Source organism: Mitsuaria sp. GD03876, assembly GCF_029840635.1.
Classification (GTDB): domain Bacteria; phylum Pseudomonadota; class Gammaproteobacteria; order Burkholderiales; family Burkholderiaceae_C; genus Roseateles.
Genome location: NZ_JAOCCU010000021.1, coordinates 82245 through 108037, shown reverse-complemented (window position 1 = coordinate 108037; position 25793 = coordinate 82245). Strand labels below are relative to the sequence as shown.

At 70.2% G+C, this 25793-nt stretch carries 17 protein-coding genes and 1 pseudogene; 9 read left to right on the top strand and 9 right to left on the bottom strand.

All coding sequences use genetic code 11. From position 1 onward, the window contains the following. Positions 1-191: 191 nt before the first annotated feature. Positions 192-881, bottom strand: coding sequence for a response regulator transcription factor (locus N5D62_RS15040; protein WP_279758648.1), 690 nt, complete (start codon positions 879-881; stop codon positions 192-194). A 448-nt stretch (positions 882-1329) separates the two neighbouring features. Between N5D62_RS15040 and N5D62_RS15035 the strand changes: the two genes are divergently transcribed. From N5D62_RS15035 to N5D62_RS15010, 6 genes and pseudogenes are all read left to right on the top strand, one after another. After that, positions 1330-3966, top strand: coding sequence for a TonB-dependent receptor (locus N5D62_RS15035; protein WP_279758647.1), 2637 nt, complete (start codon positions 1330-1332; stop codon positions 3964-3966). Positions 3967-3976: 10 nt separating this feature from the next. Beyond that, the gene (locus tag N5D62_RS15030; protein WP_279758646.1) at positions 3977-4948 is read left to right on the top strand and encodes a glycoside hydrolase family 43 protein; all 972 of its coding nucleotides are present in this window, start codon (positions 3977-3979) and stop codon (positions 4946-4948) included. Positions 4949-5184: 236 nt separating this feature from the next. Beyond that, entirely contained in the window at positions 5185-6933 is a 1749-nt protein-coding gene (locus N5D62_RS15025; RefSeq protein WP_279758645.1) for a dihydroxy-acid dehydratase, read from the top strand. Between the two features lie 115 nt (positions 6934-7048). Further along, a complete protein-coding gene (locus N5D62_RS15020) occupies positions 7049-8608 on the top strand; it encodes an alpha-L-arabinofuranosidase C-terminal domain-containing protein (protein WP_279758644.1) in 1560 nt (519 codons plus the stop codon). Positions 8609-8660: 52 nt separating this feature from the next. After that, complete coding sequence (locus tag N5D62_RS15015; RefSeq protein ID WP_279758643.1) at positions 8661-11324, top strand: glycoside hydrolase family 127 protein; 2664 nt, start codon at positions 8661-8663, stop codon at positions 11322-11324. 147 nt (positions 11325-11471) lie between these two features. Beyond that, positions 11472-12104, top strand: a pseudogene (locus tag N5D62_RS15010) (sterol desaturase family protein); the annotation flags it as partial. Between the two features lie 386 nt (positions 12105-12490). On the opposite strand, the gene N5D62_RS15005 reads toward N5D62_RS15010, so the two are convergent. From N5D62_RS15005 to N5D62_RS14975, 7 genes are all read right to left on the bottom strand, one after another. Continuing rightward, the gene (locus N5D62_RS15005; protein ID WP_279758642.1) at positions 12491-13675 is read right to left on the bottom strand and encodes a DUF4126 family protein; all 1185 of its coding nucleotides are present in this window, start codon (positions 13673-13675) and stop codon (positions 12491-12493) included. A gap of 74 nt (positions 13676-13749) precedes the next feature. Further along, a complete protein-coding gene (locus N5D62_RS15000) occupies positions 13750-15162 on the bottom strand; it encodes a PLP-dependent aminotransferase family protein (RefSeq protein WP_347881814.1) in 1413 nt (470 codons plus the stop codon). Then, positions 15159-17741 (bottom strand): ATP-binding protein, encoded by a 2583-nt coding sequence (locus tag N5D62_RS14995; RefSeq protein ID WP_279758641.1) that lies wholly within the window; start codon positions 17739-17741, stop codon positions 15159-15161. Before N5D62_RS14995 ends, N5D62_RS15000 begins: the two co-directional genes overlap by 4 nt. 53 nt (positions 17742-17794) lie before the next feature. Further along, a complete protein-coding gene (locus N5D62_RS14990; protein ID WP_279758640.1) occupies positions 17795-18478 on the bottom strand; it encodes a response regulator transcription factor in 684 nt (227 codons plus the stop codon). Between the two features lie 116 nt (positions 18479-18594). Beyond that, positions 18595-20142 carry a YadA-like family protein gene (locus tag N5D62_RS14985; RefSeq protein WP_279758639.1) on the bottom strand — a complete coding sequence of 516 codons (1548 nt, stop codon included), beginning with the start codon at positions 20140-20142 and terminating at the stop codon, positions 18595-18597. Positions 20143-20180: 38 nt separating this feature from the next. Continuing rightward, positions 20181-21635 carry a hypothetical protein gene (locus tag N5D62_RS14980; RefSeq protein WP_279758638.1) on the bottom strand — a complete coding sequence of 485 codons (1455 nt, stop codon included), beginning with the start codon at positions 21633-21635 and terminating at the stop codon, positions 20181-20183. 97 nt (positions 21636-21732) lie between these two features. Next, positions 21733-22170 (bottom strand): hypothetical protein, encoded by a 438-nt coding sequence (locus tag N5D62_RS14975; protein ID WP_279758637.1) that lies wholly within the window; start codon positions 22168-22170, stop codon positions 21733-21735. Positions 22171-22336: 166 nt separating this feature from the next. On the opposite strand from N5D62_RS14975, the gene N5D62_RS14970 reads away from it, so the two are divergent. Beyond that, positions 22337-23356, top strand: a complete 1020-nt coding sequence (locus tag N5D62_RS14970) for an EAL domain-containing protein (RefSeq protein WP_279758636.1) — start codon at positions 22337-22339, stop codon at positions 23354-23356. A gap of 128 nt (positions 23357-23484) precedes the next feature. Beyond that, positions 23485-23958 carry a carboxymuconolactone decarboxylase family protein gene (locus N5D62_RS14965; RefSeq protein ID WP_279758635.1) on the top strand — a complete coding sequence of 158 codons (474 nt, stop codon included), beginning with the start codon at positions 23485-23487 and terminating at the stop codon, positions 23956-23958. Positions 23959-24006: 48 nt separating this feature from the next. Here the strand turns inward: N5D62_RS14965 and N5D62_RS14960 are convergent, their stop codons facing one another. Then, a complete protein-coding gene (locus N5D62_RS14960; RefSeq protein WP_279758634.1) occupies positions 24007-24621 on the bottom strand; it encodes an N-methyl-D-aspartate receptor NMDAR2C subunit in 615 nt (204 codons plus the stop codon). Between the two features lie 107 nt (positions 24622-24728). Here N5D62_RS14960 and N5D62_RS14955 point away from each other — a divergent pair, with 107 nt between their 5' ends. Beyond that, a complete protein-coding gene (locus N5D62_RS14955) occupies positions 24729-25736 on the top strand; it encodes an OmpA family protein (protein ID WP_279758633.1) in 1008 nt (335 codons plus the stop codon). Positions 25737-25793 lie beyond the last annotated feature (57 nt).

Below are 25793 nucleotides of genomic sequence, written 5' to 3'. Positions count from 1 at the left end.
CCGGCGCGGCGCTCGCGAACGGCGAGAACACGTCGGACAGCGGGGACGCGGCGGAGGGGACGCCCGAAATGGCGCTCGCCGGCACGTCAGGGACGTCCGGCGAGTCGATCAGGATCTCGGTCGGCGGGAAGGTGGTGTCCGGGGAGCGTTCCTCGACCCGGCGATCGCCGCGGTGAGCCGTGGCCACTCCGTCAGCGGAACAGGCTGATCATGTGCGAGCGCGACTTGACGTCCAGCGCCAGCAGCAGCGACGAGACGTAGTTCTTCACCGTGCCCAGCGACAACTGCGTCGAGTTGCTGATCTCCTGGTTGCTGCAGCCCGACAGGACCAGCTCCAGGATCTCCAGGTGGCGCGGGCCGAGCTCGGCCACGCGGTCGTACATCGCCGAGGACGGGAAACGCGGGAACAGCGAGCCCGCCTGCGCGGCGCGATGCCGCGGGCCTTCGGCCAGCAGCGCGCGCAGCGTGCTGCGCATCTCGGCCATCAGCGCGCCCTTGGGCAGGTAGCCCACGGCGCCCAGCGCCCGCGCCTGGCGGACGACGAATTCATCCTGCGTGCCGCTGAAGACGACGACGCGGGCCTCGGGGAAGGCCTCCATGAACTGGCGCAGGCCTTGCAGGCCCTTGCAGTCCCCCAAATTCAGGTCCAGGAGCACCGCGTCGACCGCGCCGCGCTCGCCGTAGGCCGACAGGCCTTCCTGCAGCGAGGCCGCCTCGATCCACTCGATGTCGATCTCGTCCAGCGTCTGGTAGAGCGTGCGGATCCCCGCGCGCACCAGTTCGTGGTCGTCGACCAGCAACACCCGGCGTTTCACCGCCGGCAGCGCATAGCCGCCATTTCCAGCCGTTTCGAACGAACGGGCAACGGACACTGCTTCCATAGGGCCTCCCTTCTTCGACTGGCCGATCGTCTCCGGCGCGGCCGTCAGCACCCTTTACTGCATGCCGGAGAAGGCCCGCATGATAGGCCGATGGTCACTTGCGTCGCCCCCTCTTCAGGGGGAACCCTGAGGGGTGAGTTCGGAAACACTTGTGTCGACATGTTGCCGATATAGATCGGCAACGTTGTCAGGCGCCATCCCTATTTATAGGTCTTCGCGGCGCGCGCCCACCCCCTGTTTGGAGGGTCAGGCCTTGCCCGCCCGACATTCCGTTTCCGGGCCATCCGGGCCAGCCCTGATGCCGGAACCGGCATTGGCGGGCCGGAAAATGTGATTGGCCCCGAATCGCACGCCTCCCTAGCATCTGCTCCGCTCGACAACAACCCTACGGCAGTTGTGGAGTCACCCGCTCGACGGGTTGACAAGCCAAAAGAACGACGGAGACAACATGAGCAAGATGCGATTCGCGCTGCGCGGCACCGTGGCCGCCGCGGCCCTGCTGACGGTGGCGTGCCAGGCCCAGGCGCAAAACCAGCCCTCCCCCGACGAGAAGAAGGCCGACGACGGCAAGCTGGAGACGGTGGTCGTGTCGGGCATGCGCCGCTCGGCCGAGTCGGCGCAGACGATCAAGCAGAACTCGGACCAGGTCGTCGACTCGATCGTGGCCGAGGACATCGGCAAGTTTCCCGACAAGAACGTGGCCGAGCTGCTGGGCCGGGTCACCGGCGTGCAGATCCAGCGCGGCAACGGCGAGGCCGGCAGCGTGATCATCCGGGGCCTGGGCGGCGTGGTGACGCTGCTCAACGGGCGGGAGTTCTTCTCCGACTCGGGCCGCAGCCTCTACCTGGCCGACATGCCGGCCACGATGATCCAGCGCATCACCGTCTACAAGACGCAGGAGGCCAGCCTCCCCGAGGGCGGCACCGCTGGCGTCATCGACGTGCGCACGAACCGGCCGCTGGACTTCAAGGACGGCCAGTTCTTCGTCACCGGCCGCATGGAGCACCGCGACAAGGCCGAGAAGAACAATCCCGACCTGTCGGCGATGGGCTCGCAGCGCTGGAAGACCGACCTCGGCGAGATGGGCGCCCTGGTCGGCCTGTCCTACCAGCGCGGCCAGTACCACGACGAGCGCGCCTTCGTCGGCGATCCGGCGCTGATCACCGTGCCGGGCCGCGCCGAGAAAGTGCTGGGCACGGACTCGATGGGCCGGGTCTTCGACCTGGGCGACCGCAAGCGGCTGGCCGGCAACTTCGCGCTGCAGTGGAAGCCCAGCAAGGATGCCGAGCTGTACTTCGAAGGCTTCGGCACCCGCATCGACCACCGCTACCAGCAGTCCTTCCTGGTCGCGGGCATCGGCATGAACAACGATCCGGTGCTGGGCTGGGTGCCGGCGCCGGGCACGGTGATCACGACCAAGCCGGGCACGAACAACCTGGACACCGCGACCAACACGAACTACCCGGGCTGGGGTTTCACCTCCACGCAGGCCAAGCATGACGAGGCCTCCAACCACCAACTGGCGCTGGGCGGCAACTGGCGCGCGACCGACCGGCTCAAGCTCAGCACCGAGCTGGCGCAGACCAAGAGCAAGATCGACTGGGTCAACCGCATCCTGGACACCGGCTACAACCCGACCAGCACGGTCGCGGCGGTGCGCGACGGCGGCGGCTACATCGACTACCCGAACCTGGACCTGACCAACGCGGCGAACTTCCACGTCAACGGCGGCGTCGACGTGCGCGGCCGCCGCGAGGGCAGGTCCACCGACTGGCGCGCCGACGCCGACTACGACATGGGCGACGGCTTCCTCAAGGAGCTCAGCGCCGGCGTGCGGCTGGCCAAGCGCGACGCGATGTCGATCAACACCAACATGCCGTGGACGACCTCGTTCTCGGCGGTCGGCCAGACGCTGAGCAACTTCCCCGGCCTCTACGAGGTGGCGCCCAAGACCTCGGGCGACTTCGGCGTCAAGCAATACGTCTTCGCGTCGCGGGACTGGCTGCTGGACAACGGCGAGGCCTTCCGCCAGATGCTCACCGGCAGCACGGCGCTGACGCCCTACGACCCGATGACGCTCTTCGACGACACCGAGAAGACGCGCGCGATCTACGGCCGCGCCAAGTTCGGCTTCGACGCCTTCGGCGTCCCCTTCTCCGGCGTGGCCGGCGTGCGGGTGGTCCGGACCGAGCAGACGCTGCGCGGCAACTCCCGCGACGCGTCCACCAACCTGGTCACGCCGGTGCTGGTGGACACCTCGCGCACCGACACGCTGCCCACGCTGTCGCTGCGCGCGGACCTGACGCCGCGGCTGGTGAGCCGGCTGGTGTGGGGCAAGACGATCGAGCGGCCCAACTTCGTCGACTACAACCCCGGCCAGACCAACACCCCGCCGGGCGGCGGCGTCACCTACGGCACGCTGGCCGGCGGCAATCCCGGCCTGAAGCCGACCGAGTCCGACAACACCGACCTGGCGCTGGAGTGGTACTTCGCCCGCGCCGGCTCGCTGACCGGCACGGTGTTCCAGCACAAGTTCAAGAACCGCGTCACCACGCAGACGACCGAGACGACGATCAACAACGTCCTGTACCGCGTCACGCAGCCGGTGAACGTCAACCGGGCCGACCTGCACGGCTACGAGTTGAGCTACCGCCAGTTCTACGACTTCCTGCCGGGCTGGATGGGCGGCTTCGGGCTGGAGGCCAACTTCACCTTCATGACCGGCAACCAGACCGCGCCGGACGGCACCGAGGGTCCGTTCCTGGGCCAGTCGAAGAAGGCCTACAACGTGGTCGGCATGTACGAGCGCAACGGCATCTATGCCCGCCTGGCCTACAACTGGCGCGGCAAGTTCCTGGCCGAGTACCCGTACCGCACCACCGGCCGGGAACTGTGGGTCGCGCCGCTGCGCACGCTGGACGCGACCTTCGGCTACGACATCACCAAGTCGCTGACGGTGTCGCTGGACGTGACCAACCTGCTCAACCAGGCCTATCACGACTACTTCGACAAGAACCCGTCGCTGGTCCGCGACGTCCGCTACTACGACCGCACCGTCGCCGTCGGCCTGCGCTGGAAGCTCTGACCGCCCCGCGATGACCGACGTCCCGCAAGTCCTGACCCCGCTGATCCCTCAGCGGGCCGATCCCCACCTCACCCGTCACGTCGACGAGGCGGGCCGGGCGCGCTACTTCTTCACCGCCTCGGTGCCGGCCTACGACCACATCGAGCTGCGCGCCGCCGACCGGTGGCGGGACCTGCCGGCGGCCGAGCCCCGGGTGATCTGGCGCAAGCCGGACACCGGGCGCTGGTCCGAACTCATCTGGGCGCCGGAGCTGCATTTCCGCCAGGGCGCCTGGTACGTCTACTTCGCCGCGGCGCCGAGCCGGGAGATCGTCGGCGGCCTCTTCCAGCACCGCATGTATGCGCTGAGGAACGTGTCGCCCGATCCGATGGCGGGCGAGTGGGAGTTCCTCGGCCAGGTGGACAGCGGCATCGACACCTTCTGCCTGGACGCGACGACCTTCGAGCATGGCGGGCGGCTGTATTACCTGTGGGCGCAGAAGGATGTCGCGATCCCGGGCAACTCCAACCTGTACATCGCGCCGATGCGCACGCCGTGGCAGCTCGACGGCGCGCCGGTGATGCTGAGCCGGCCCGAGCACGACTGGGAGTGCCGCGGCTTCCTCGTCAACGAGGGGCCCTCGGTGCTCCAGCGTGGGGGCAAGGTGTTCATCAGCTACTCGGCCAGCGCGACCGACGAGAACTACGCGATGGGCCTGTTGTGGATGGACGCGGCTGCCGATCCGATGGATCCGGCGAGCTGGACCAAGTCCGCGACGCCGGTGCTGACCACCAGTCCGACGCAGCCGGTCTACGGCCCGGGCCACAACAGCTTCGCGCTGGACGAGGACGGCGAAACCGTGCTGCTGGTCTATCACGCCCGCACCTACACCGAGATCGTCGGCGATCCCTTGTGGAACCCCGACCGCCACACCTTCGTCAAACGAATGAAATGGACCGCCGAGGGCCACCCCACCTTCGGCGATGCCGGCCTGGCCACCTGACGGCGTCCTCGGTGGCAAATCCGTCGAAGGACGGTACTGGTTGGGGACGGCATGGCGTGGGGTTCAGGCGCTTGCCGCCTGTGGCCCCATGCCATGGCGGCCAACGCCCCGCCCCACGCAAGACGGGGCTCCCCCGACAGATACCAAACTTGATATCAGAACCCAAGAAGTTTTGATTGGATCCGAATCACCCCCCTCCCTAGGATCGTCCTCGGAGACAACACACCACAACCGCAATGACCGAGGCCAAGAAGAAGATCAAGTTGCGTTCCGCCGAGTGGTTCGGGACGCAGGACAAGAATGGATTCATGTACCGGTCCTGGATGAAGAACCAGGGGATTCCGGATCATGAGTTCGAGGGCAAGCCGATCATCGGCATCTGCAACACCTGGTCGGAGCTGACCCCTTGCAACGCGCATTTCCGCAAGCTGGCGGAGCATGTGAAGCGCGGCATCCTGGAGGCTGGCGGCTTCCCGGTCGAGTTCCCGGTGTTCTCGAACGGCGAGTCCAACCTGCGTCCGACGGCGATGCTGACGCGCAACCTGGCGAGCATGGACGTGGAGGAGTCGATCCGCGGCAACCCGATGGATGCGGTGGTGCTGCTGGTGGGCTGCGACAAGACGACGCCGGCGCTGCTGATGGGCGCGGCCAGCGTGGACCTGCCGACGATCGTCGTGACGGGCGGGCCGATGCTCAACGGCAAGTTGAACGGCAAGAACATCGGCTCGGGCACGGCCGTCTGGCAGCTGCACGAGCAGGTCAAGGCCGGCGAGCTGTCGATGCATGACTTCATCGCCGCCGAGGCGGGCCATTCGCGTTCGGCGGGCACCTGCAACACGATGGGCACGGCCTCGACGATGGCGTGCATGGCGGAGTCGCTGGGCACCTCGCTGCCGCACAACGCCGCGATCCCGGCGGTCGACGCGCGCCGCTACGTGCTGGCGCATCTCTCCGGCATGCGCATCGTCGAGATGGTCTGGGAGGACCTGCGCCTGTCCAAGGTCCTGACCCGCGAGGCCTTCGAGAACGCGATCCGCACCAACGCGGCGATCGGCGGCTCGACCAACGCGGTGATCCATTTGAAGGCGATCGCCGGCCGCGTCGGCGTGCCGCTGGAGCTCGAGGACTGGACCGCCATCGGCCGCGGCACGCCGACGCTGGTCGACCTGCTGCCGTCGGGCCGTTTCCTGATGGAGGAGTTCTATTACGCCGGCGGCCTGCCCGCGGTGCTGCGCCGGCTGGGCGAGCACGGCCTGCTGCCGCACAAGGACGCGCTGACGGTCAATGGCCGGACGCTCTGGCAGAACTGCCACGACGCGCCGATCTATGACGAGGAAGTGATCCGCCCGATCGCCAAGCCGCTGATCGAGGACGGCGGCATCTGCGTGCTGCGCGGCAACCTGGCGCCGCGCGGCGCGGTGCTCAAGCCGTCGGCGGCGACCCCTGCGCTGATGCAGCATCGCGGCCGGGCGGTGGTCTTCGAGGACTTCGAGGACTACAAGGCGCGGATCATGGATCCGGCGCTGGAGGTCGATGCCGACTCGGTCCTGGTGATGAAGAACTGCGGCCCGCGCGGTTACCCCGGCATGGCGGAGGTCGGCAACATGGGCCTGCCGCCCAAGCTGCTGGCGCAGGGCGTCAAGGACATGGTGCGCATCTCCGACGCCCGCATGAGCGGCACCGCCTACGGCACCGTCGTGCTGCACGTGGCGCCGGAGGCCAAGGCCGGCGGGCCGCTCGCGGTGGTCCGCGAGGGCGACTGGATCGAGCTGGACTGCGCCGCCAACCGGCTGCACCTGGACATCCCGCCAGCGGAACTCGAGGCCCGCCTGGCCGCCTGGGCGGCGACTCAGCAGCCCGATCCGGCGGACCTGAGCGGCTATCGCAAGCTCTATGTCGAGCATGTGCTGCAGGCCGACGAAGGCTGCGACTTCGATTTCCTGCGCGGCTGCCGCGGCTCGGCGGTGCCGAGGCATTCGCACTGACCGCGCGCCAGTGAACATGACGAAGGACCGGCAACGGTCCTTCGCGCTTTCGGGCGACGACGCATCGCCCGGCCCTGCGATGGGCACGGACATCCACAAGAACGAAGGAGACCTCATGAGATTCGCATGGAAGGCGGGACTGCTCGCCATGGGCGCCCTGGTGGGCGCGACGCTGCCCGCGGCGCGCGCCGCCGACGTGCGCGTGAGCATCGACGCCGGCAAGCCCGGCCCGGTGATCCACCGCAATGTCTACGGGCAGTTCGCCGAGCACCTGGGCACCGGCATTTATGAAGGCATGTGGGTCGGTCCCGACTCGAAGATCCCCAACGTGCGGGGCTGGCGCAAGGACGTCGTGGGCGCGCTCAAGGCGCTGCACGTGCCGCTGGTGCGCTGGCCCGGCGGCTGCTTCGCCGACGAGTACCACTGGCGCGAAGGCATCGGCCCGCGCGCCAGGCGTCCGGTCAAGGTCAACACGCACTGGGGCGGCGTGGCCGAGAACAACGCCGTCGGCACGCATGAGTTCTTCGACCTGGTCGAGCAGCTCGGCGCCGAGGCCTACGTCAACGGCAACCTCGGCACCGGCAGCGCGCAGGAGATGGCCGAGTGGCTGGAGTACATGACCGCCGAGGGCAACTCGACGCTGGCGCAGCTGCGCCGCAAGAACGGTCGCGACAAGCCGTTCAAGGTCAGCTACTTCGCCGTCGGCAACGAGGCCTGGGGTTGCGGCGGCAACATGACGCCGGAGTACTACGTCAACCAGTACCGCCAGGTCGCCACCTTCCTGAAGACGCCGGAGAACAACCGGCCCAAGTTCATCGCCAGCGGCGGCAACGCCAACGACACGCGCTGGACCGAGGTACTGTCGACGCAGAACCTGAAGTTCAACTTCGACGCGATCGGCCATCACTACTACGTGTTCCCGAGCGGCCAGTGGGAGGGCAAGGGCCCGGCGGCCGGCTTCGCGGAAGCGCAGTGGATCTCGCTGCTGTCCTACACGCAGGACTTCGAGAAGACCGTCGCGGCCAACATCGCCGTCCTGGACAAGAACGACCCGCAGAAGCGCCTCGGGCTCTACCTCGACGAGTGGGGCAGCTGGTATGACCCGGAGCCGGGCACCAACCCGGGCTTCCTGGTCCAGCGCAACACGCTGCGCGACGCGGTGCTCGCCGCCCTGCACTTCCACATGTTCCATGCGCACGCGGACCGGGTGCACATGACCAACATCGCGCAGATGGTCAACGTGCTGCAGGCCATGATCCACACGGACAAGACCCGCATGGTGCTGACGCCGACGTACCACGCCTTCGCGCTGTACACGCCGTTCCAGGACGCGACCTCGCTGCCGGTGGCGCTGAGCGGCAATCCCGAGTACGCGCTGGGCGGCAAGTCGATGCCGGCGGTGAGCGCGTCGGCGGCGCGCGGCAAGGACGGCAGGCTCTATCTCGCGCTGGTCAACGTGAATCCGCGCGAGGCGCAGACGGTGACGGTGGCGCTGCAGGGCGCGGCCGCGAAGCGTGCCGTCGGCCAGGTGCTGAGCGCCGACGCGATGGACAGTGAGAACACCTTCGCCAAGCCGGATGTGGTGGCCCCCAAGGCGTATGAGGCGCAGGTGCGGGACGGCGCGCTGAGCCTGCCGCTGCCGCCGAAGTCCATCGTCGTCGTCGCGCTGGACTGAGCATGGTCGCGAGCACGGGCGATGTGATGCCGGCGGCGCGCAAGGGCGGCTGATGCGACGCGACCTGCCTCGGCGCGGCTTCCTGCGCAGTTGCCTGTGCGGCGCCGCGAGCGCCTCGGCCGGTGGCCTCGGCGGGATGAGCGGGCCGGCGTTCGGCGCGCTGCTGGCTGGCGACGGCACGTCGGCGGACCTCTCCGCCGACGTGCCCTCCTCCGCAGCGGCGGCCTCCGCGATGCGCGGCTTGCCGTCCCGCACGGCCGAGGCGGCCCGGTTCCCGCTGTCGCGCGTGCGCCTGCTCGATGGCCCGCTGCGGGACGCGCAGCGCGTCGACCTGCGCTACCTGATGGCGCTCGATGCGGACCGGCTGCTCGCGCCGTTCCGCCGCGAGGCCGGCCTGCCCCTGCCCAAGCCGTCGTACGGCAATTGGGAAAGCAGCGGGCTGGACGGCCACATGGCCGGGCACTACGTGTCGGCGCTGGCCATGATGGCCGCCAGCACCGGCGACGAGGCCGTCCGCGAGCGGCTGCGGCAGGTGCTGCGCGAGTGGCGTGGCTGCCAGCTGGCGCATGGCGACGGGTATCTCGGCGGCATCCCCGACGGGCGGAGCGCCTGGCGCGCGCTCGCGCGCGGTGAGCTGAAGGTCGACAGCTTCTCCGTCAACGGGCGCTGGGTGCCTTGGTACAACCTGCACAAGACCTTCGCCGGGCTGCGCGACGCGTGGGTGCTGACGGAGGAAGCGCTGGCGCGCGAGATGCTGGTGGACTTCGCCGGCTGGGCGCTGGCGCTGCTGGCGCCGCTGAGCGACGCGCAGCTGCAGGACATGATGCGCGCCGAGCACGGCGGCATGAACGAGATCCTCACGGACGTCGCGGGGATCACCGGCGACTCCCGCTACCTGCGCCTGGCCGATCGCTTCTCGCATCGCGCGATCCTGGATCCGCTGCGGGAGCGCCGCGACGCGCTGACCGGCCTGCATGCCAACACGCAGATCCCGAAGGTGATCGGCTTCGCGCGCATTGCCGAAGCGCGGGTCGGGACGATGCTCCCCGCCGGTGGCATCGAAGCGGGCATGGGCAGCAACCACGCCGCGCGCGGCGACAGTGCCACGGTGGACGCCGACTGGCTCGAACCGGCGCGCTTCTTCTGGCGGACGGTGCGCGAGCGCCGCAGCGTCGCCATCGGCGGCAACAGCGTCAGGGAGCACTTCCATGCGCTGACCGACTTCCAGCCAATGCTCGACGAGGTCGAAGGGCCCGAGACCTGCAACACCTACAACATGCTCAAGCTCACCGAGCTGCTGCAGGCGCATGCCGGTGACGACCGCGAGCGGGCGGGCTATGCGGACTACTACGAGCGCGCGCTCTTCAACCACGTGCTGGCGTCGCAGCACCCGGCGGGCGGCTTCGTGTACTTCACGCCGATGCGGCCGAACCACTACCGCGTGTACTCGCAGGTCGAGCTGGGCATGTGGTGCTGCGTCGGTTCCGGGTTGGAGAGCCACGCGCGGCATGGGCAGTTCATCTACACGCGCGACGAGGCCGCGCCCGGCGGCCCGGTCCTCCACGTCAACCTGTTCGCGGCGTCCTCGCTCGACTGGCGCGAGCGCGGCGTTCGGCTGACCCAACGCACGCGATTTCCGGACGAAGCGGCGACTCGGCTCGTCATCGAGGAAGCGCCGGAGGCGACCCGTTTCACGCTGAAGGTCCGATACCCGGGCTGGGTCGCGCCGGGCGCGCTGAAGCTGAAGGTGAACGGACAGCCGATGCGCCTGAGCGGCGCCGACGCCCTCCCCGGCGGCTACGTCGGCGTGACCCGTGAGTGGCGCGCGGGGGATGTCGTCGAGGTCCGACTGCCGATGCGCACGACGCTGGAGATGCTGCCCACGCGAAGCGACTACCTGGCGGTGCTGCACGGCCCGATCGTGCTGGCCGCGCGGACGACGCCGATCGCGGGCGAGCACCTGGCGTTCCGCGCCGGCGACGCGCGCATGGACCACGTCGCCCATGGCGCCGTCGTGCCGCTGGCCCAGGCGCCGCTGTTCGTCAGCGACCGGGCGGATTTCGGCGGCCGGCTCGCGCCGGTGCCCGGGCGCTCGCTGAGCTTCAGCGCGGGCGCGCTGCTGCGCGACGCGGCGGGCGCGCCGGCCACGGACCTGGTGCTCGAGCCCTTCTTCCGCCTGCACGACGCGCGCTACGTCCTCTACTGGCCCTACAGCACGCCGGCCAAGGCGAAGACACGTCGTGAGCGCCTCGCCCAGGAGGAACGCGAGCGCCTCGCGCTGCAGGCCCGCACCGTCGACGCCGTCGCCCCGGGCGAACAGCAGCCCGAGAGCGACCATGGCTTCGAGGGCGAAGGCGTCGAGACGGGGCTCAACCAGGGCCGGCGATGGCGGCACGCGACCGCGTGGTTCAGCTATCGCCTGAACGACCCGAAACGCGAAGGCCTCCTGCTGCGGCTGGCGTTCTCGCCATCGGACGACGGACGGCGCTTCTCGATCTGGGTCAACGACCGGCGCCTGATCGACCTGACGCTGCGGGCGGGTGATGCCGCTGCTCCCTCCGGCGAGCCGGCCGGTGGCACGACGATCTACGCCCGCGATGTGCCGCTGCCGGAGGACTGGCCGCGCCCCGAGGACGGCGCGCTGCGCGTGCGCTTCGTCGCCGAGCCGGGCTCGGTCGCGGGCGGCCTCTACGACCTGCGGCTGCTGCGCCGCTGAAGAGCTGCTGTCGGCTCGGGCCGCTGATGCGTCGCCCCGACAGATTCGCGCTCCGGCATCGGTGTTGACGCGATCCTGACGACGCTTTGATGCGGTGCTGACGCCCGCTCCCTTAGCCTCTGCCCCCGCCCGCCATCCCTGCCCTTCATGCACAGCGTCCTCCTCATCGCCGTCCCGCTGTTCGGGCTCTGCATCGCGTTCGAATGGCTGTGGGGACGTTGGACGGGTCGCGGCGGCTACGGCTTCGCCGACTCGATCAGCAGCCTGAGCCAGGGACTGATGAGCCTGGCCGTCGCCGCGGTGACGCCGCTGGTGCAGACCGGCTTCTACGCGTGGCTGCTGCCGCATGCCTCGCTGCTGCCCGCATCGGCGTGGGACGGCTGGTGGGGCTGGATCGTCGCGGTGGTGCTGTACGACTTCCTCGACTACTGGCTGCATCGCGTCAGCCACGAGAGCGCGCTGTTCTGGGCGGCCCACGCGGTGCACCACCAGAGCGAGCATTTCAACCTGACGACCGCGCTGCGCCAGGAGAGCTTCTACGCGGTGATGGGCTGGCCGTTCTTCGTGCCGATGGCGCTGCTGGGCATTCCGCTGGAGCAGTACCTGGCCGCGGGCCTGTTCGTGCTGCTGTACCAGTTCTGGATCCACACCGAGCACATCGGCCGGCTCGGCTGGCTGGACCGGGTGTTCTCGACGCCGTCCAACCACCGGGTGCATCACGCCGTGAATCCGGGCTACCTCGACAAGAACTACGGCGCGGTGCTGGTGATCTGGGATCGCATGTTCGGCACCTTCGCCGAGGAGACGGAGCCCTGCGTCTATGGCACGGTCAAGCCGCTGCGCAGCTGGAATCCGCTCAAGGCCGTCGGGCAGGTCTACGGCGAACTGTTCGAGCGGGCGCGGGCCACGCCCCGCTGGCGCGATCGCGCGAAGGTGCTGTTCAAGTCGCCGGGCTGGGCGCCGCCGGGTGTGGCCGTCGCGTCGGAACCGGACGGCGCTCGGTTGCTGCAAGCGCGCTTCGATCCGCCGGTGGGCCGGTGGCACCGCTGGGGCGCGATCGGCTTGCTGATCGCGACAGCGGGCGCACTGGCCGTGTGGCTCGATGCCGCCGATGACCTGGGCGAGGCGCGGAACCTGATCGCCGCGGCGGTGGTCGTGGCGGGTCTCTACGGCGTCGGGGCGCTGCTGTCGCGCGGCGGCGTGACGTCGGCGCCAGATGGCGGCGAGGTCAAGGTCTCGGCAGTTGACGATGAGATCGGCGATGAGGACGTCGACGCTTCCGTCCCAAGCGACGCCAGGCACACCATCGCCGCGCCGCCGAAGGCGAGCGCGTCCTCGACCGCCGCCACGGGCAGGTCATGCCCCAGCGCCTTGGACACGCGGTCGCGCAGCGTGTAGCAGGCGTAGGTCGACAGCACGGCGCCCATCGCGCCGGCCAGCGCCGCGGGCCATGAGCGGCCGCCCGCGAGCGCCGCGCCCGAGATCGCGCCGCTGACCGCGCGCGCGGCGAGCCCCGGCGGATCGGTCCGGTCCGGCGTTGCCGGCAGCTTGTCGACGATCAGTTCACCGATCGCCATCGGCGTCGTCACCGCGACGGCGTGCGTCGAGGCGAGGAACGCCAGCGGCGAGTCCTTCACGTCGATCCAGCCGCAATGCGCGGCCCACGCGGCGACGGTGAGCGGCGCGCTCGTGCGGGGCCCGGCGGTGCTGCCGAGCAGGAAAGCCATCGCCAGCGTGCGGCGGGAATCGGGCGGCTTGCGTGCCGGAACAGGAACGCCTTGCGCCCTCGCCGCCTGGACGACCGCGACGCCCTGGCACACCTGGCCGAAGAAGCGGTGGAACAAGCGGCGCGCGGACTCGGTGAAGGCGCCGTAGACCAGGTGCGAGACCAGCGAATAGGGATGCGAGCGCAGCGGCGCCCGCGTGACCGGATCGCCGAAGCGCATGGCGGGCACGAGCGTCTCGTCGACCAACGCGGCCGAGACGACGCCGAAGGCTGTCCCGCCACCGCGGGTGACACGGGGGTCGAGCGCCGCGACGGTGCCGTACAGGCCGCCGACCAGCGACCCGACGGCGTAGTGCACCGCCTCGCCGGCGGCCGGGCGATTGCGGGACCGGAGCCGCCGGCCGGTCAGCCGGGCCAGGCGGTCCGCCGCGCGTTCGGTCGACGGCCATCCCCGTACGCCGGACGTGATGCCGGCGCGCTCCAGCAATTCCTGGAAAGCGGTCATCGCGGCGGCACCGATGAGGCCGCCGCACAGGCCGGACACCGCGCCGAGGCACAGGTCGTCCGTCGTGGCGCGGACCTCGGAGGGGCTGTGGTCGTGGAGCTGATCGCGCGGCGTGTCCATGGGCGTTCCTGTGGAGATCGGTCTCGGAAACGGCCTTGTGGCAAGGCTCGTGCCTCGGCCGGGCGGGATGTCGATCACGCCCGGGCGAGCACTTCCGCCAGGCGGTCGCAGGCGCGGGCGAGGTGCGCCGTCGGCGCGGTCGCCACGCTGAGCATCAGCCCGGAGCGCTCGGATCCGGCGCGCGCATACCAGACCGAGAGCGGTGCCGGCGCGATGCCGAAGGCGAACAGCTCGCGGGCAATCGCCACGTCCGAGGCGCCTTCCGGCGTGCGCACCAGCACGGCCAAAGCCGCCGGCAGGGTCTGCAGGCCCAGGTCGCGCAGCCGCGCCAGCAAGGCGTCGCGCTGGGCGAGGTAGAGACGCTTGGTGCGCCGCAGATGACGCAGGTAGTGGCCGTCGCGCATGAAAGCGGCGATCGCCAGCTGCGCGGCCGGTCCCGGCGGCGGCGCCAGGCAGGCCGCCACCTCGGCGAAACGCGCCGTCATCGCGGCGGGCGCCACCACGAAACCGAGCCTCAGGCGCGGATCGATCGTCTTGCTGAACGACCCGATGTGGATCACGCGGCCGCGCTCGTCGAGCGAGGCCAGCGCCGGCGCGGCGCGGCCCTGGAGCTGCAGCTCGCTCAGGTAGTCGTCCTCGACGATCCAGGCGCCGGCGGCGGAGGCCCAGTCCAGCAACCGCAGCCGGCGTTGCAGCGACATCGTCACGCCCAGCGGCGCCTGCTGGCCCGGCGTGACCACCGCGAGCGCGGCATCCGGCGCCAGCGCCCAGCCGGCGTCGACATCGAGCCCCTCCTCGTCCACGGGCACCGGCACCGGGTCGAGCCGGCCCAGCGTCAGCGCGTGCCGGGTGAAGAAGAAGCCGGGTTCCTCGGTCCACGCGCGACGGCCTTCAAGTCCCAGTGCGCGAAGGACGAGGCCGAGTCCGGCGGCGTAGCCCGCAGTCACCAGGACCTGGTCCGGCGAGCACACCAGCCCGCGCGCGACGGCGAGGTAGCCGGCGATCTCGCGGCGCAGGGCCGGTTCGCCGCGCGGGTCGGGATACAGCGGCGCCCCGCTGGTCTCGGCGAGCAGCGCGCGGGCGCGCAGCCGGTTCATCAGCTTGGACGGCAGGCTGTCGCGGGACGGAATGCCGGGCTGGAAGAGCCCGGGACCGGCGGTGAGCTCCCGGTACATCGCGACGAACGGCCCGGGATCGAGCGTCGCCTCGGAGCGGCGCGCGGTCGGGGGACGTTCCGCCACGCGCGTGCCGGCGGAGCGCGACGCCTCGATCAGTTGCGCGGCGGCGAGCTTCTCGTAGGCGATCCGCACGGTGCCGCGCGCCACGCCAAGCTGCGCCGCGAGGTCGATCCAGGACGGCAGCCGCATGCCGGCGGTCAGCGTGTCCTGCTCGATGGCGGCGGCGATGCCGCGCTGGATCTGGTCGGTCAGCGGGACGGCGGAGGTCTTGTCGATGTGAAGGGCGAGCGGCGTGGTCATCGGGTTCATCGGAGGTGTCCGGCGTCCCAGAGCTTGAACAGGATTTGAAGGGCCGCCTGGCGGGCCGCGACATCGGGCTGGCGTCCAGGCGAGTACTGCCGCTCCACGTCGGCTGCCGCGGCGGCCAGCGCGGTCCACCCGAGCGTCAGTCCGGCGCCATGCAACCGGTGGGCGAGATGGCGGACGGCGTCCTCGTCCTGGAGCGGCGCCAGCGCGCGCAAAGCCTCGATGTCGAGCGCCAGGGCGTCCTCCGCTTCGCTCGCGTGTCCCGCGTCTCCGACCGCAGTCTCATCAGCCTCCGCGGAAGCCGGAGGCGCATCGGGCACTCGATCGCCCTCCCCGTCCGTTCGGGCGATGAGGCCGGTCCTGTCGGCGGGGTCCGGCATGTCGACCCAGAGTTCCAGCGTGCTCTGGAGCTTGCCCAGCCGGATCGGCTTGCTCATCACGCCGTCCATGCCGGCGGCGAAGCACCTCTCCACATGCGTCGTCCCGGTCGCGGCGGAGATCGCGATGATCGGCGTCCGCGCGCGCCCGAGGCGCTGCTCGGCGTCACGCAGCATCGGCGCGAGCGTGTAGCCGTCGGTGTCGGGCAGGTCGCAATCCATGAGCACCAGGGCGAAGGCGTCGTCCTCGAATCGCCCGCGCGCGGCGGCGCCGTCGGCGGCGAGCGTCGTCTCGCAGCCCAGTTGCCGCAGCTGGGAGGCCAGCGCCTGCTGATTGATGGGCGTGTCCTCGATCACCAGCACGCGCGGGCGGGGAGCGCTCGGCGGCCGCGACGCGTCAACGGGTTCCGTCACGCCGCCGACGCCAGACACGGCGCTTGTCACGGCGCCAGCGTTGCTGCCACCGCGGTAACCGCGGTCGCCGCCGGCGGCGTGGCCCGTGTCGTCGTCGGTGGCGGCGAGCGGCGGTTGCGCGGACGGGTCCACCGCCTCGGCCTCGAAGGTCACGGACACGGTCGTACCCTGCCCGGGCTTGCTGCTCAGGGAGATCGCTCCACCCATCAGATCGACCAGGCCGCGGCAGATCGACAGCCCCAGTCCGGTGCCGCCAGCGCGGCGGCCGGCGCCGGCTTCCTGCTCATAGGGCTTGAACAGGCGCGCCTGGGCCTCCGGCGAGATGCCGACGCCGGTGTCGGCCACGTCGATGACCACTCGTGCGAGGCCGGAACGCGTGCCTGGCCTCAGCGCGACGCACAGCCGCACCGTGCCGCCGTGCGTGAACTTGATGGCGTTGGACAGCAGGTTGTGCAGCACCTGGCTGAGACGCGGTCCATCGACCCGCAAGGTCGACGAGCCGCCGGCCGGCGCGTCGAACTCGACGTTCAGCACGGTGCCGTTGGCCTGCGCCCGCAAGCGATGGAGTTCGGCCACGTCGGCCGTCAGCGCCGCGAGGTCCACCGGCGCGAGCGTCAGCGGCAGGCGGCCGGCTTCGATCCTGGAGGCGTCCAGCACGTCGTCCACGAGGTGAAGCAGCGTCTTGCCGCCGGTGTCGACCAGGCGCACGAAGTGCCGCTGCTCCGCGCTGAGCCGCGTCAACGACAGCAGCTCGATGGCCGCCAGCACCGCATGCATCGGGGAGCGGATCTCGTGGCTGACCATGGCGACGAACTCCGCCTTCTCGCGCTCGTTGCGCCGCGCGCGCAGCCGCTGGCGATTGGCCTGCAGGCCGAGCAGCGCCAGCAGGGCCACGATCAGGACGACCCCGGCGATCTCCATGGCGTAGTGACGACCGAGCGCGCTTGCGGACGGCAGGTCCAGGGAATCGGTGTCCAGCCAGCGGTTGTAGACCTCGTGGCTGCGATCGGAAGGCATGGCCGCCAGCGCCTTGCGCACGATCGAGGTCAGCACCGGTGCGTCCTCGCGCGTGATCGCCGTGACCCGCGCCATGCGGTTGCCGAAGACACCGGCGATCTGCAGGCGGCCTTCCATGCGGCGGTAGAGGAAGGGCTGGAACTGGATCTCCGATCCCAGCGCGTAGTCGGCCTTGCCGGCGTCCACGGCCTCGAGGCTCGACAGCGGGCCGGCTTCGACCACCGTCGCGGTGGGCGCGAAGCGTTCGAGCTCGCGGCGCAGCGGCCAGCCCACCGGGATCATCACGCGCTTGCCGTCCAGGACGGCGGGCGTGTCGACGACGGGGGCGCCGCTCGCCGACACCACCAGCATCGCGCCGGCGATCTGCATCGGCTGGTAGCTCAGGCCGCCGGAAGTGGAGGCCTGCTCGTCGAAGGTGATGGCGAAGGTCAGGTCGGCCTGGCCCTGTCGCAGCATGTCCCGCTTGGGCAGCGTGGCGACGGCGACGTGGTCGATCTTGAGCCCGGTCAGCAGCGACAGCTGGCGGGTGTACTCCACGGTCAGGCCCCGCGCGGTGCCGCCGGTCACGTACTCGAGCGGAGGCGCGTCGGGAATGATCGCCATGCGCAGTGTCGGATGGGTGGCGATCCAGGCGCGCTCCGTCGCGTCCAGGCCGATGTCGTCGCCGGATCGGGTCGAGGCGGGCGACGCCGCGGCGAAGAGCGGCAAGATCACCGCGACCACCGCAGCGACTGCGACGACCGCGGGAACGATCGCCACGCGGATCGTGGCCATCGGTCGTGCCGATCGGCGGCGCGGCGCGCCTGGCTGACTCGTGTCGACGCCCCTCATGCGGCGGGCCGCGTGTCGATCTCCGCCATCAGCTTGAACAGGGCCTGGTCCGACGCGACGCCCAGCTTGCGGAACGCGGAGGACTTCTGGGTGCTGACCGTCTTGATGCTGCGGTGGAATTTCTCGGCGATCTCGGTGACCGTCATGCCGGCGAGGAAGCAGCGGATCACCTCCTGTTCCCGGGCCGACAGGCTCGCCAGCGAGAAAGCCTCGGGCGTGTCCGGCGCGTCGGCGGGTGCCGGGGAGGTCTTCGCCTCGCCGACCTCGAAGCCGAGCTTGTCGCTCAGGTAGGTGCGGCCGGCGGCGACGGCACGGATGGCCTTCATCAGGTCGGCGACCGGCTCGCCCTTGCCGATGAATCCCTGGGCGCCGACGCGCAAGGCCAGCGACACGGTGGCCGGCTCCTGGTGGGCGGACAGGACGAGGATCCGGCAATCCGGGAATCGCACGCGCAGCGCGCGGATCAGCGACACGCCGTCGAGGTCGTCGCGGCCGAGCGAGTAGTCCAGCAGCAGGACGTGCGGGGCGCGTTGCGCGAGGTCGCCCATCAGCGCCTTGGCGGTCTCGTAGACGCCGACGACCTCGACCTCGGGCTCCGTCGCGAGGTGCGCGACCAGGCCGTGCCGCACGATCGAGTGATCGTCCAGCAGCGCGACGCGCCATCGGTGAGCAGTGTTCAAGCGGCCTCCCCCAGCAGGTGTTCGGCGGATTCTGGAGAAGGCCCCCGTGGGAGACAAGCGTCGACGCGGAAAAAAGACGGCGCCCCGGGAGGCGCCGCGAAGGGGGATTCCGAGCGTCACCAGGAGACGCTCATGCCGCCGTTGGCCAGGGCGCGGCGACCGTTCTGGGTGCTGATGCCGACCCGCATCTGGACGTTGTGCTTGACCCGCGCGGTGGCGCCGAAGGCGATGGCCGTGTAGCCGGCGTAGTGGCCCAGGCCGACACCGACGGAGAAGCGCTTGCCGGCGTCCGGTTCGGGAATGCCGGCCATGGCGGCGGCCATGGCGACGCCGGTGTACGCGATGCGCGAGGCGTTGGCCATCTGTCCTTGCACTTCGCGCAGCTGGCTGACGTTGACCGCGTCCATCGGCGCGGTGCCGGGCGCGACGTTGGAGACACGGGTGCCGTTGGGCGCCTGGCCGTTGCCGAGTGCCAGGTGGCCGTAGTCGGCGCCGCCGTCGGGGAGCATCTCGTACTGGGCACTGGTCGAGTAGACGGCGGAGGCCGCCGCCTTCACCTGCGCGACGTTGGCGGCGTCGGTATCGGCCGTGCCGGCGGCGACGCCGTTGACCTGGCGCAGTTGCCCGTTGGCCGCGTCGCCGACCGAGACCGCGGCGCGGGTGGCGGTCGTGGCGGCGACGGCGGCCGCCGCGTCCGCGCTCGCGCCCGAGGGGACGTGGCCGGCGACGCCGGGTCCGGTGGCGGCCACGGAACCGGCGCCCAGGGCGACGCCCTCGCTCTGCGTGACCAGTGCGCCGTGACCGAGCGCCGTGGCCCGTTGGATCGCGGTGGCGCGGCTCAGCGGCGTCCCCCCGGCGTCAGCGCCGTCGCCCAGCGCCGTACCGCCGCCGCCCGCGCGGGCATTGGCGCCGATGGCTTGGGAGCCGGTCGCCAATGCGCCGCGGCCGATGGCGACGGCGTGCGCTCCAGTGGCTTGGGCGCCATGGCCCGCCGCGAAGGCGCTGTCCCCGCTGGCGACGGACTGCGCGCCGATGGCGATCGCGTCCCGGCCTTGCGCCGATGCGGCCTCCAGCGTGGAGTTGGCCTTGAAGTAGCGCGGCCCTTCGGTCACCAGCTGGGTGACGGAGGTGCTCAGTTGCGACACCTGGGTGTTGGTGTCGCCCAGGGCGGTCGACAGCGTGTTGATCGAGCCCATCGCGCCGGCCACTTCGGTGGAAAGCGCGGCGATCTGGCTGCCCGTGCGGGCGAAGCCCTGGTTCACGGTCGTCGACAGCGCGTTCAGGTTGCCGCTGGTGGAGGCCACGTCCGTGGCGAGGGATTCGACCTGTTGATGGGTGGCGCTCAAGTCCGAGCCGAGCTTGTCCACCTGGACATTGGTGGCCGCGAGGCCGGAGCTCAACTCGTCGACCTTGCCGTTGGTGGCGGTCAGGCCGGCATTCAGCGTGTCGACGGCTCCCTTGGTCGAAGACAGGTCGGCGGCGACAGCGTCGACGCTGCTCTTCGCGGCCGCGAGACCGTCGTTGAGCGAAGTCGACAGCGCATCCACCCGGCCATTGGTAGCCGACAACCCGGTGCTCAGCGCATCGACCTTTCCATTCGTCGCCGCGAGGCCGGAACCCAGCGCTTCCACCTTGCCGTTCGCCGTCGCGAGGCCGGTGTTCAATGCATCGACCTTGCCATTGGTGGCGGTCAGACCGGCGTTCAGCGTGTCGACGGTGCCCTTGGTCGACCGACGACCGTCGTGGGCTGCGCCGCCTGGTTGCCGATGCTGTCGAGGTTCATCGGCGGCAACGACACCTGGCCCGACGCGTTCACCGTGCCGCCCAGTGCCGCGGCGACGGAGCCGAGGTCGGCCGGTGGCGGCGCGGGACGGGCCTTCAACTCGTCGATCTGGACCTGCATGCCTCGCGCCTTCGCGTCGAGATCGACATCCTTGGCGCCGAGCTTGTTGATCTCCGTGTAGGCCGCGTGCAGCTGCTGGCCCACGACCACGTCGGTGCTGGTGGCGTTGACCGCGCCCGGGCCGACGTTGACGATCTGACGCTTCTTCGCCGCGGAGCCCACGCTGACGGTGCTGCTCACCAGCGACATGTCCGGCGTGTAGGTCGTCCCGTTGAGCGTCACCGGCGCGACGGCGCTCACCGCGCTGCTGACGGCGTTCGCGCCAATCGAGACCGCGCCATCGTGGTCCTTGGCGACGTTGGCGCCGTTGCCGATGGCGATGCCCTCGAGAGATTCCGCCTTGACGCTGCGGCCCAGGGCCACGCTCGAATTCCCGATCGCCTGGGCGACGCGTCCGACCGCGAGACTGCCGGCGCCGGAGCCCTCCGTGCCCGAGCCGATCGAGACGGCCCGTTCCCCAGTCGCGGCGGCTTGGAAACCGATGCCCACGGCGTAGCCCACCTCCGCGCTCCCCGCCGCGGCCGCCGCTCCCGCCTTGGCCTGGTAGCCGATGGCGATGGAAGTCAGCTGCGCGTAGGCCGAATCGCCGATCGCGACCCCTCCATTCCTCATGTCCGAGGAGGTGGCCTGCGCGTTGAAGCCGATCGCGATGTTGTTGCCATTGCTCGCGCTGGCGTTGCGGCCGATCGCCACGCTGCTGACCCCGGTCGACACGGCCTTGGGCCCGAACGCGACGGAATAGTCGCCCTTGGCCGAGGCGCCCACGCCGATCGCGGTCGCCTGCCGTCCGTCGGCCAGCGTCGTGGCGTCGCCGATGCGCATCGACCCCCACACGTCCGAGGCCCCCAGCGGCACCTTGCTCGTCAGCCCGAGGAAGCCACCGTTGACATACAACTCGTCGCCCAGCGTCAGCGACGTCGCCCCGGTGCCGCCCACGGTATAGAACAGCACGCTGTCCTTCTGCGTGGCCTTGCGGCTCGAGTCGCACTTCGTGCTGGTGTCGGCGAACTTGATGTTCTCCTCCCCCACTCGCTGCCAGGTGCCGCCCGTCGCGTAGGCACTCTGCGGATCGCCGATGCTGACGCAGTTGCCGCTTGGATTGGCGTTGATGTAGACGCCGGGCGCGGGACTCTGCGCCCGGGCGGGCAAGGCGAGCAGCAAGGCGCTCGCCAGCAGCGTCAGGCGCAGGGAGACGGGAAGACGGGCGCCGTTCAGCACGGTCGCGGAGATCGAGGACTTCACTTCAGGGCTCACGGAGGGTTGGTTGGAGGCAAACCAAGACTCTAGAAATCGTGAGCCGGCGAGGCCATCGGACCCGTCCTAAAAGCGCCGCCGACGCGGCTGGGCGGCGTCAGTTCGTGAAGGCCCACCGGTCCAGGTCGTTCATCAGGTCGATGACGAAGCCGTAGTCGGCCGCTTCGGTGATCGCCTCTGCCGCCCGCGCGATCCGCAGGTCCGCGCCCGGCCAACCCAGCGGCCTCAGCAGGTTGCGGTCGATCCAGAGTCGCAGCGCCACGCCCGCCAGCGAGAGCGCCGCGGCGTCTCCACCCTGGAACCCGACGAGCTCGGCCTGCCGCAGCGCATGCCGGCCGAGTGCGGCGCGCAGCGGCGACAGCGACGCCAGCCGCAACAACAGCAGCACGAGCGCGGTGTCGCCGTCGGCGGCCTCGTGGCGCGCGGCGGTGCTCGTCTCGATGACCTCGTCGGTCAATGCCTTGAACAGCGCCGCGATGTCGTGGCCGGCCTTCGCCGAGGGCGTTGGAAACAGGGAGGTGGCGGGATGTCGCATCAGGCAGGTCCGAGGGTCGATGGGCCGCGCAGCGTCTCGCGCCCGCCGAGGGCGACCAATCGGACTGGTCCGAAAGTGCGCCGGCGCTCCCGCTTTAGTCCCAGTCCGATGGCCCGCGGAGCGCGCCGTTCCTAGCATTCGCCGCATGCTTCAAGAGGAGTTCCCGATGGCGATCGCTCAACGCCTGACCACTGCCGACACGGCCTCGAATGCCGAGGATTCCGACTCGGGATTCGACTGGGTCGCGTCGATCCGCCGGGTGGCGGATCTCCTCCGGACGGAGCCCGCGCTCGCGCCGTCGGCGGATCTCAAGCCGACGCCGCGCGAGTTCCGGCGCCGCATCGCCGTGCTCAACGAGTTGCAGGCGCGCCTGGATCCAATGTTGCGGGCGCAGGCCAGGACGAAGGTCCCGACCGTCTCGGACGCCCCGATCGACCGGGCGCTGATCCGTGCCCTCGAGCAGGGCGAGGGCTTGCGCGTCGTCTACCAACCGGTGCACGACCTGCTGACGCGCCGGATCGTCAGCGCGGAGGCACTCGTGCGCTGGCGTCATCCCGTGTTTGGCGACATCTCGCCCGCGGTGATGATCCCGGCGGTCCATCGCCTGCACCTGGGCGGCGAGCTGCTGGCCTTCGTCCAGTCGCAGGTGATCCGTCAACTGACGGCGTTGAACGCGCGCCGGCTCGCGGTGCCGATCGCCATCAATGCCTCGTCGAACGTGCTGTGCGCGCCGGGCCTGGCGCGAAGCCTCGCGACCAGCCTTCGCGAAGCGAGCCTTCCCGCGTCGCTGCTGAAGATCGAGATGACCGAGGACGTCGAGACCCCGTCGTTGCCGCACCTCGAGGGCGCGATGGTCGAGCTCCGGTGCGCGCGCCTGAACCTGTCGCTTGACGACTTCGGCAGCGGGCACTCGACGCCGCAGCTGCTCTCGCACCTCGCCTTCGACGAGCTGAAGGTGGACGCCTCCCTGGTTCGGCGCCTGATGACCTGCGAGCTCTCGCGGGCCTTCGTCAAGGAGACCATCGAGTTCGGTCGCGTCTTCGGCATCCAGGTCGTGGCCGAGGGCATCCAGGACCAGGCGAGCGCCTCGCTGCTCTACGCGATGGGATGCGATCGCGGGCAAGGGTTCCTGTTCTCCCGCCCGATGGAGGGCGATCGGTTCCGGGAGCTGCTGAGCGAGGGCTGACCGCGACGAGCCGCGTGGTACAGCGCTTTCGTCGCCTCTCGGGACTGTGCCTTGCACCACGACGGGGGAAGAATCCGGTCATCGATTCCCGATGCCCCTCACCTTCCCCTTCGTTCAAGGAGCTCCCCATGTCCCACCGTCTCGACTACACCCAGATCTCGCCCGCGGGCGTCAAGGCGCTCGGCGGCGTCTACGGCCACGTGATGCAGAGCGGCCTGGCGCCGGCCCTCGTCGAGCTGGTCTTCCTGCGCATCTCGCAGATCAACAACTGCGCCTACTGCCTGGACATGCACACCCGCGACCTACTCAAGAAAGGCGTTCCCATCGAGAAGCTCGCGCTGGTGCAGGCCTGGGAGGAAGGCGGCGTGCTGTTCGACGAACGCGAGCGCGCCGCGCTGGCCTGGGCGGAGTCGGTGACCCGCGTGGCGACGACCGGCGTGCCGGATGCCGATTTCGCGGCCGTCAGCGCGGTGTTCTCCGAGAAGGAGGTCGTCGAGCTGACGATCGCGATCGGCCTGATGAACACCTACAACCGGCTCGCGATCAGCTTCCGCAACGTGCCGCAGGCCGTGGCGATCGCGGAACGCGACGCCGTTCGCTGAGCTCGGATCCGGCCAGGCCCGGCAAAGCGCGGCAAGGCCGCCGGGCGATCAGCCGATCGCCCGTTTCAGGTTCTCCCGCGCGCGGGTCTCGAGCCGTTCGCGCAGCACCGCGGTGCTGTAGAGCACCGGTCGATCCAGGAAGGTCTTCAGGATCTGCTTGCGCTTGCGGCGGAACAGGAAACCCGGCACGTAGCCATACTCGTCGCGGATCTGGCGCTCGTACTCGTCGAAGCGCGGACGCTCGGCGCCGAGGATCGCCAGGTCGATGTCGACCAGCACCTGCTCGTCGGCGCTGACCGGCACGCCGTCGTGCTTGGTCACCAGCACCAGCTGGCGGACCAACGCCGCGCAAGCCTCCGCCACCCCGGCGTCGAGCAGCGCCCGATGCGCCCACTCGGCGCTGCGATCCTCGTTGCCGGAGCCCTTGACCTCGTAGATCGCGTCGTGGAACCACAGCGCCATCTCGACCTCCGCCGGATGCGGCGCGAGCGTGGCGGCCTCTTCAAACAGCGCCAGGCACTCCGCCAGGTGCTGCCGGGTGTGGTACTTCCGCTGCGGCTCGGCGTAGCGCGCGAGCAGCTCGTCGCGCAATGCGATGCCATCGGCGTCGCCGGCCAAGGCGGACCAGGCGCGTTGCCAGGAGCGTTCGAAGAGATCGTTCATGTCGGGGCGGATGGTAGCGGCTCCATGACCGAAGGCATGCGCGGGTGTCATGCCCGGCGGCTACCCTCCGCGCGCCAGTCATGGCGTTTCATTCGAGGAGAAACCGCATGGGGATTCGTGCCGTGTTCGTGGGCGTCGCCCTGGTCCTGACCACCGTCGCCGCCAGCGCGCAGGACGTCAAGGGAGGCAAGGACCATCCGTTGATCTCGCGCTACCAGGGCTCGCGCCTGATTGCCTGGCGGACCGTCCCCTTTGCCGAGGTCAAGCCGCTGAAGATGCTGACCGAGGACATCGCCAAGGAGAAGAAGCTCGATCCCGCGCTGAGCCTCGAGGGCGAGATGACCGAGCTGTTCTACCTCTCCCCCAAGGGCAAGAACGCGCTGGAGGTGCAGCGCAACTACGAGACCGCGCTCAAGCAAGGCGGCGCGGCGCAGATCTACAGCTGCCAGGATGGCTCGTGGGGCTGCTACTCGCGCGGCGGTCCCGCCGGCGACCTGCTGCTCAACCAGCAGGTGCCGCCCAACCAGCAGCAAGGCAGCGGCACGTACGACGCCTTCGGCGCGCTGTCGACCAATCTGCGCCTGTCGGTGTTCAAGCTCAGCCGCGCCGGCGTCGACACCTTCATCACCGTCTACTCGGTGGACTCGCCCAACGACTCCAAGCCTTTTGGCGGCTCCGCGGCGACCTACCTGCAGATCGTGCAGCCCAAGGCGGTGGAGACCGGCAAGGTCAGCCTGCTCGACGCCAAGCAGATCGGCAGCGGGCTGAGCGCCGAAGGCAAGATCTCGCTCTACGGCATCTTCTTCGACACCGGCAAGGCCGACGTCAAGCCCGAGTCCAAGCCGCAGCTCGCGGAGATGGCCAAGGTGCTGCAGGCCAGTCCCGCGCTGAAGGTCTTCATCGTCGGCCACACCGACAACCAGGGCCAGTTCGACGCCAACCTGGCGCTGTCGCAGCGCCGCGCGGAGGCGATCGTCGCGGCGCTGGCCAAGGACTACAAGGTCGATGCCAAGCGCCTGGCCGCGCGCGGCGTGGCCAACGTGTCGCCGGTGGCCAGCAACGGCAGCGAGGCCGGCCGCGCGAAGAACCGTCGCGTGGAGATGGTCGAGCAGTAACCCGGTCCGCGCAGCGCGCGCGCCGAAGGCCGGATGTGTTCCGGCGCGGCGGGGATC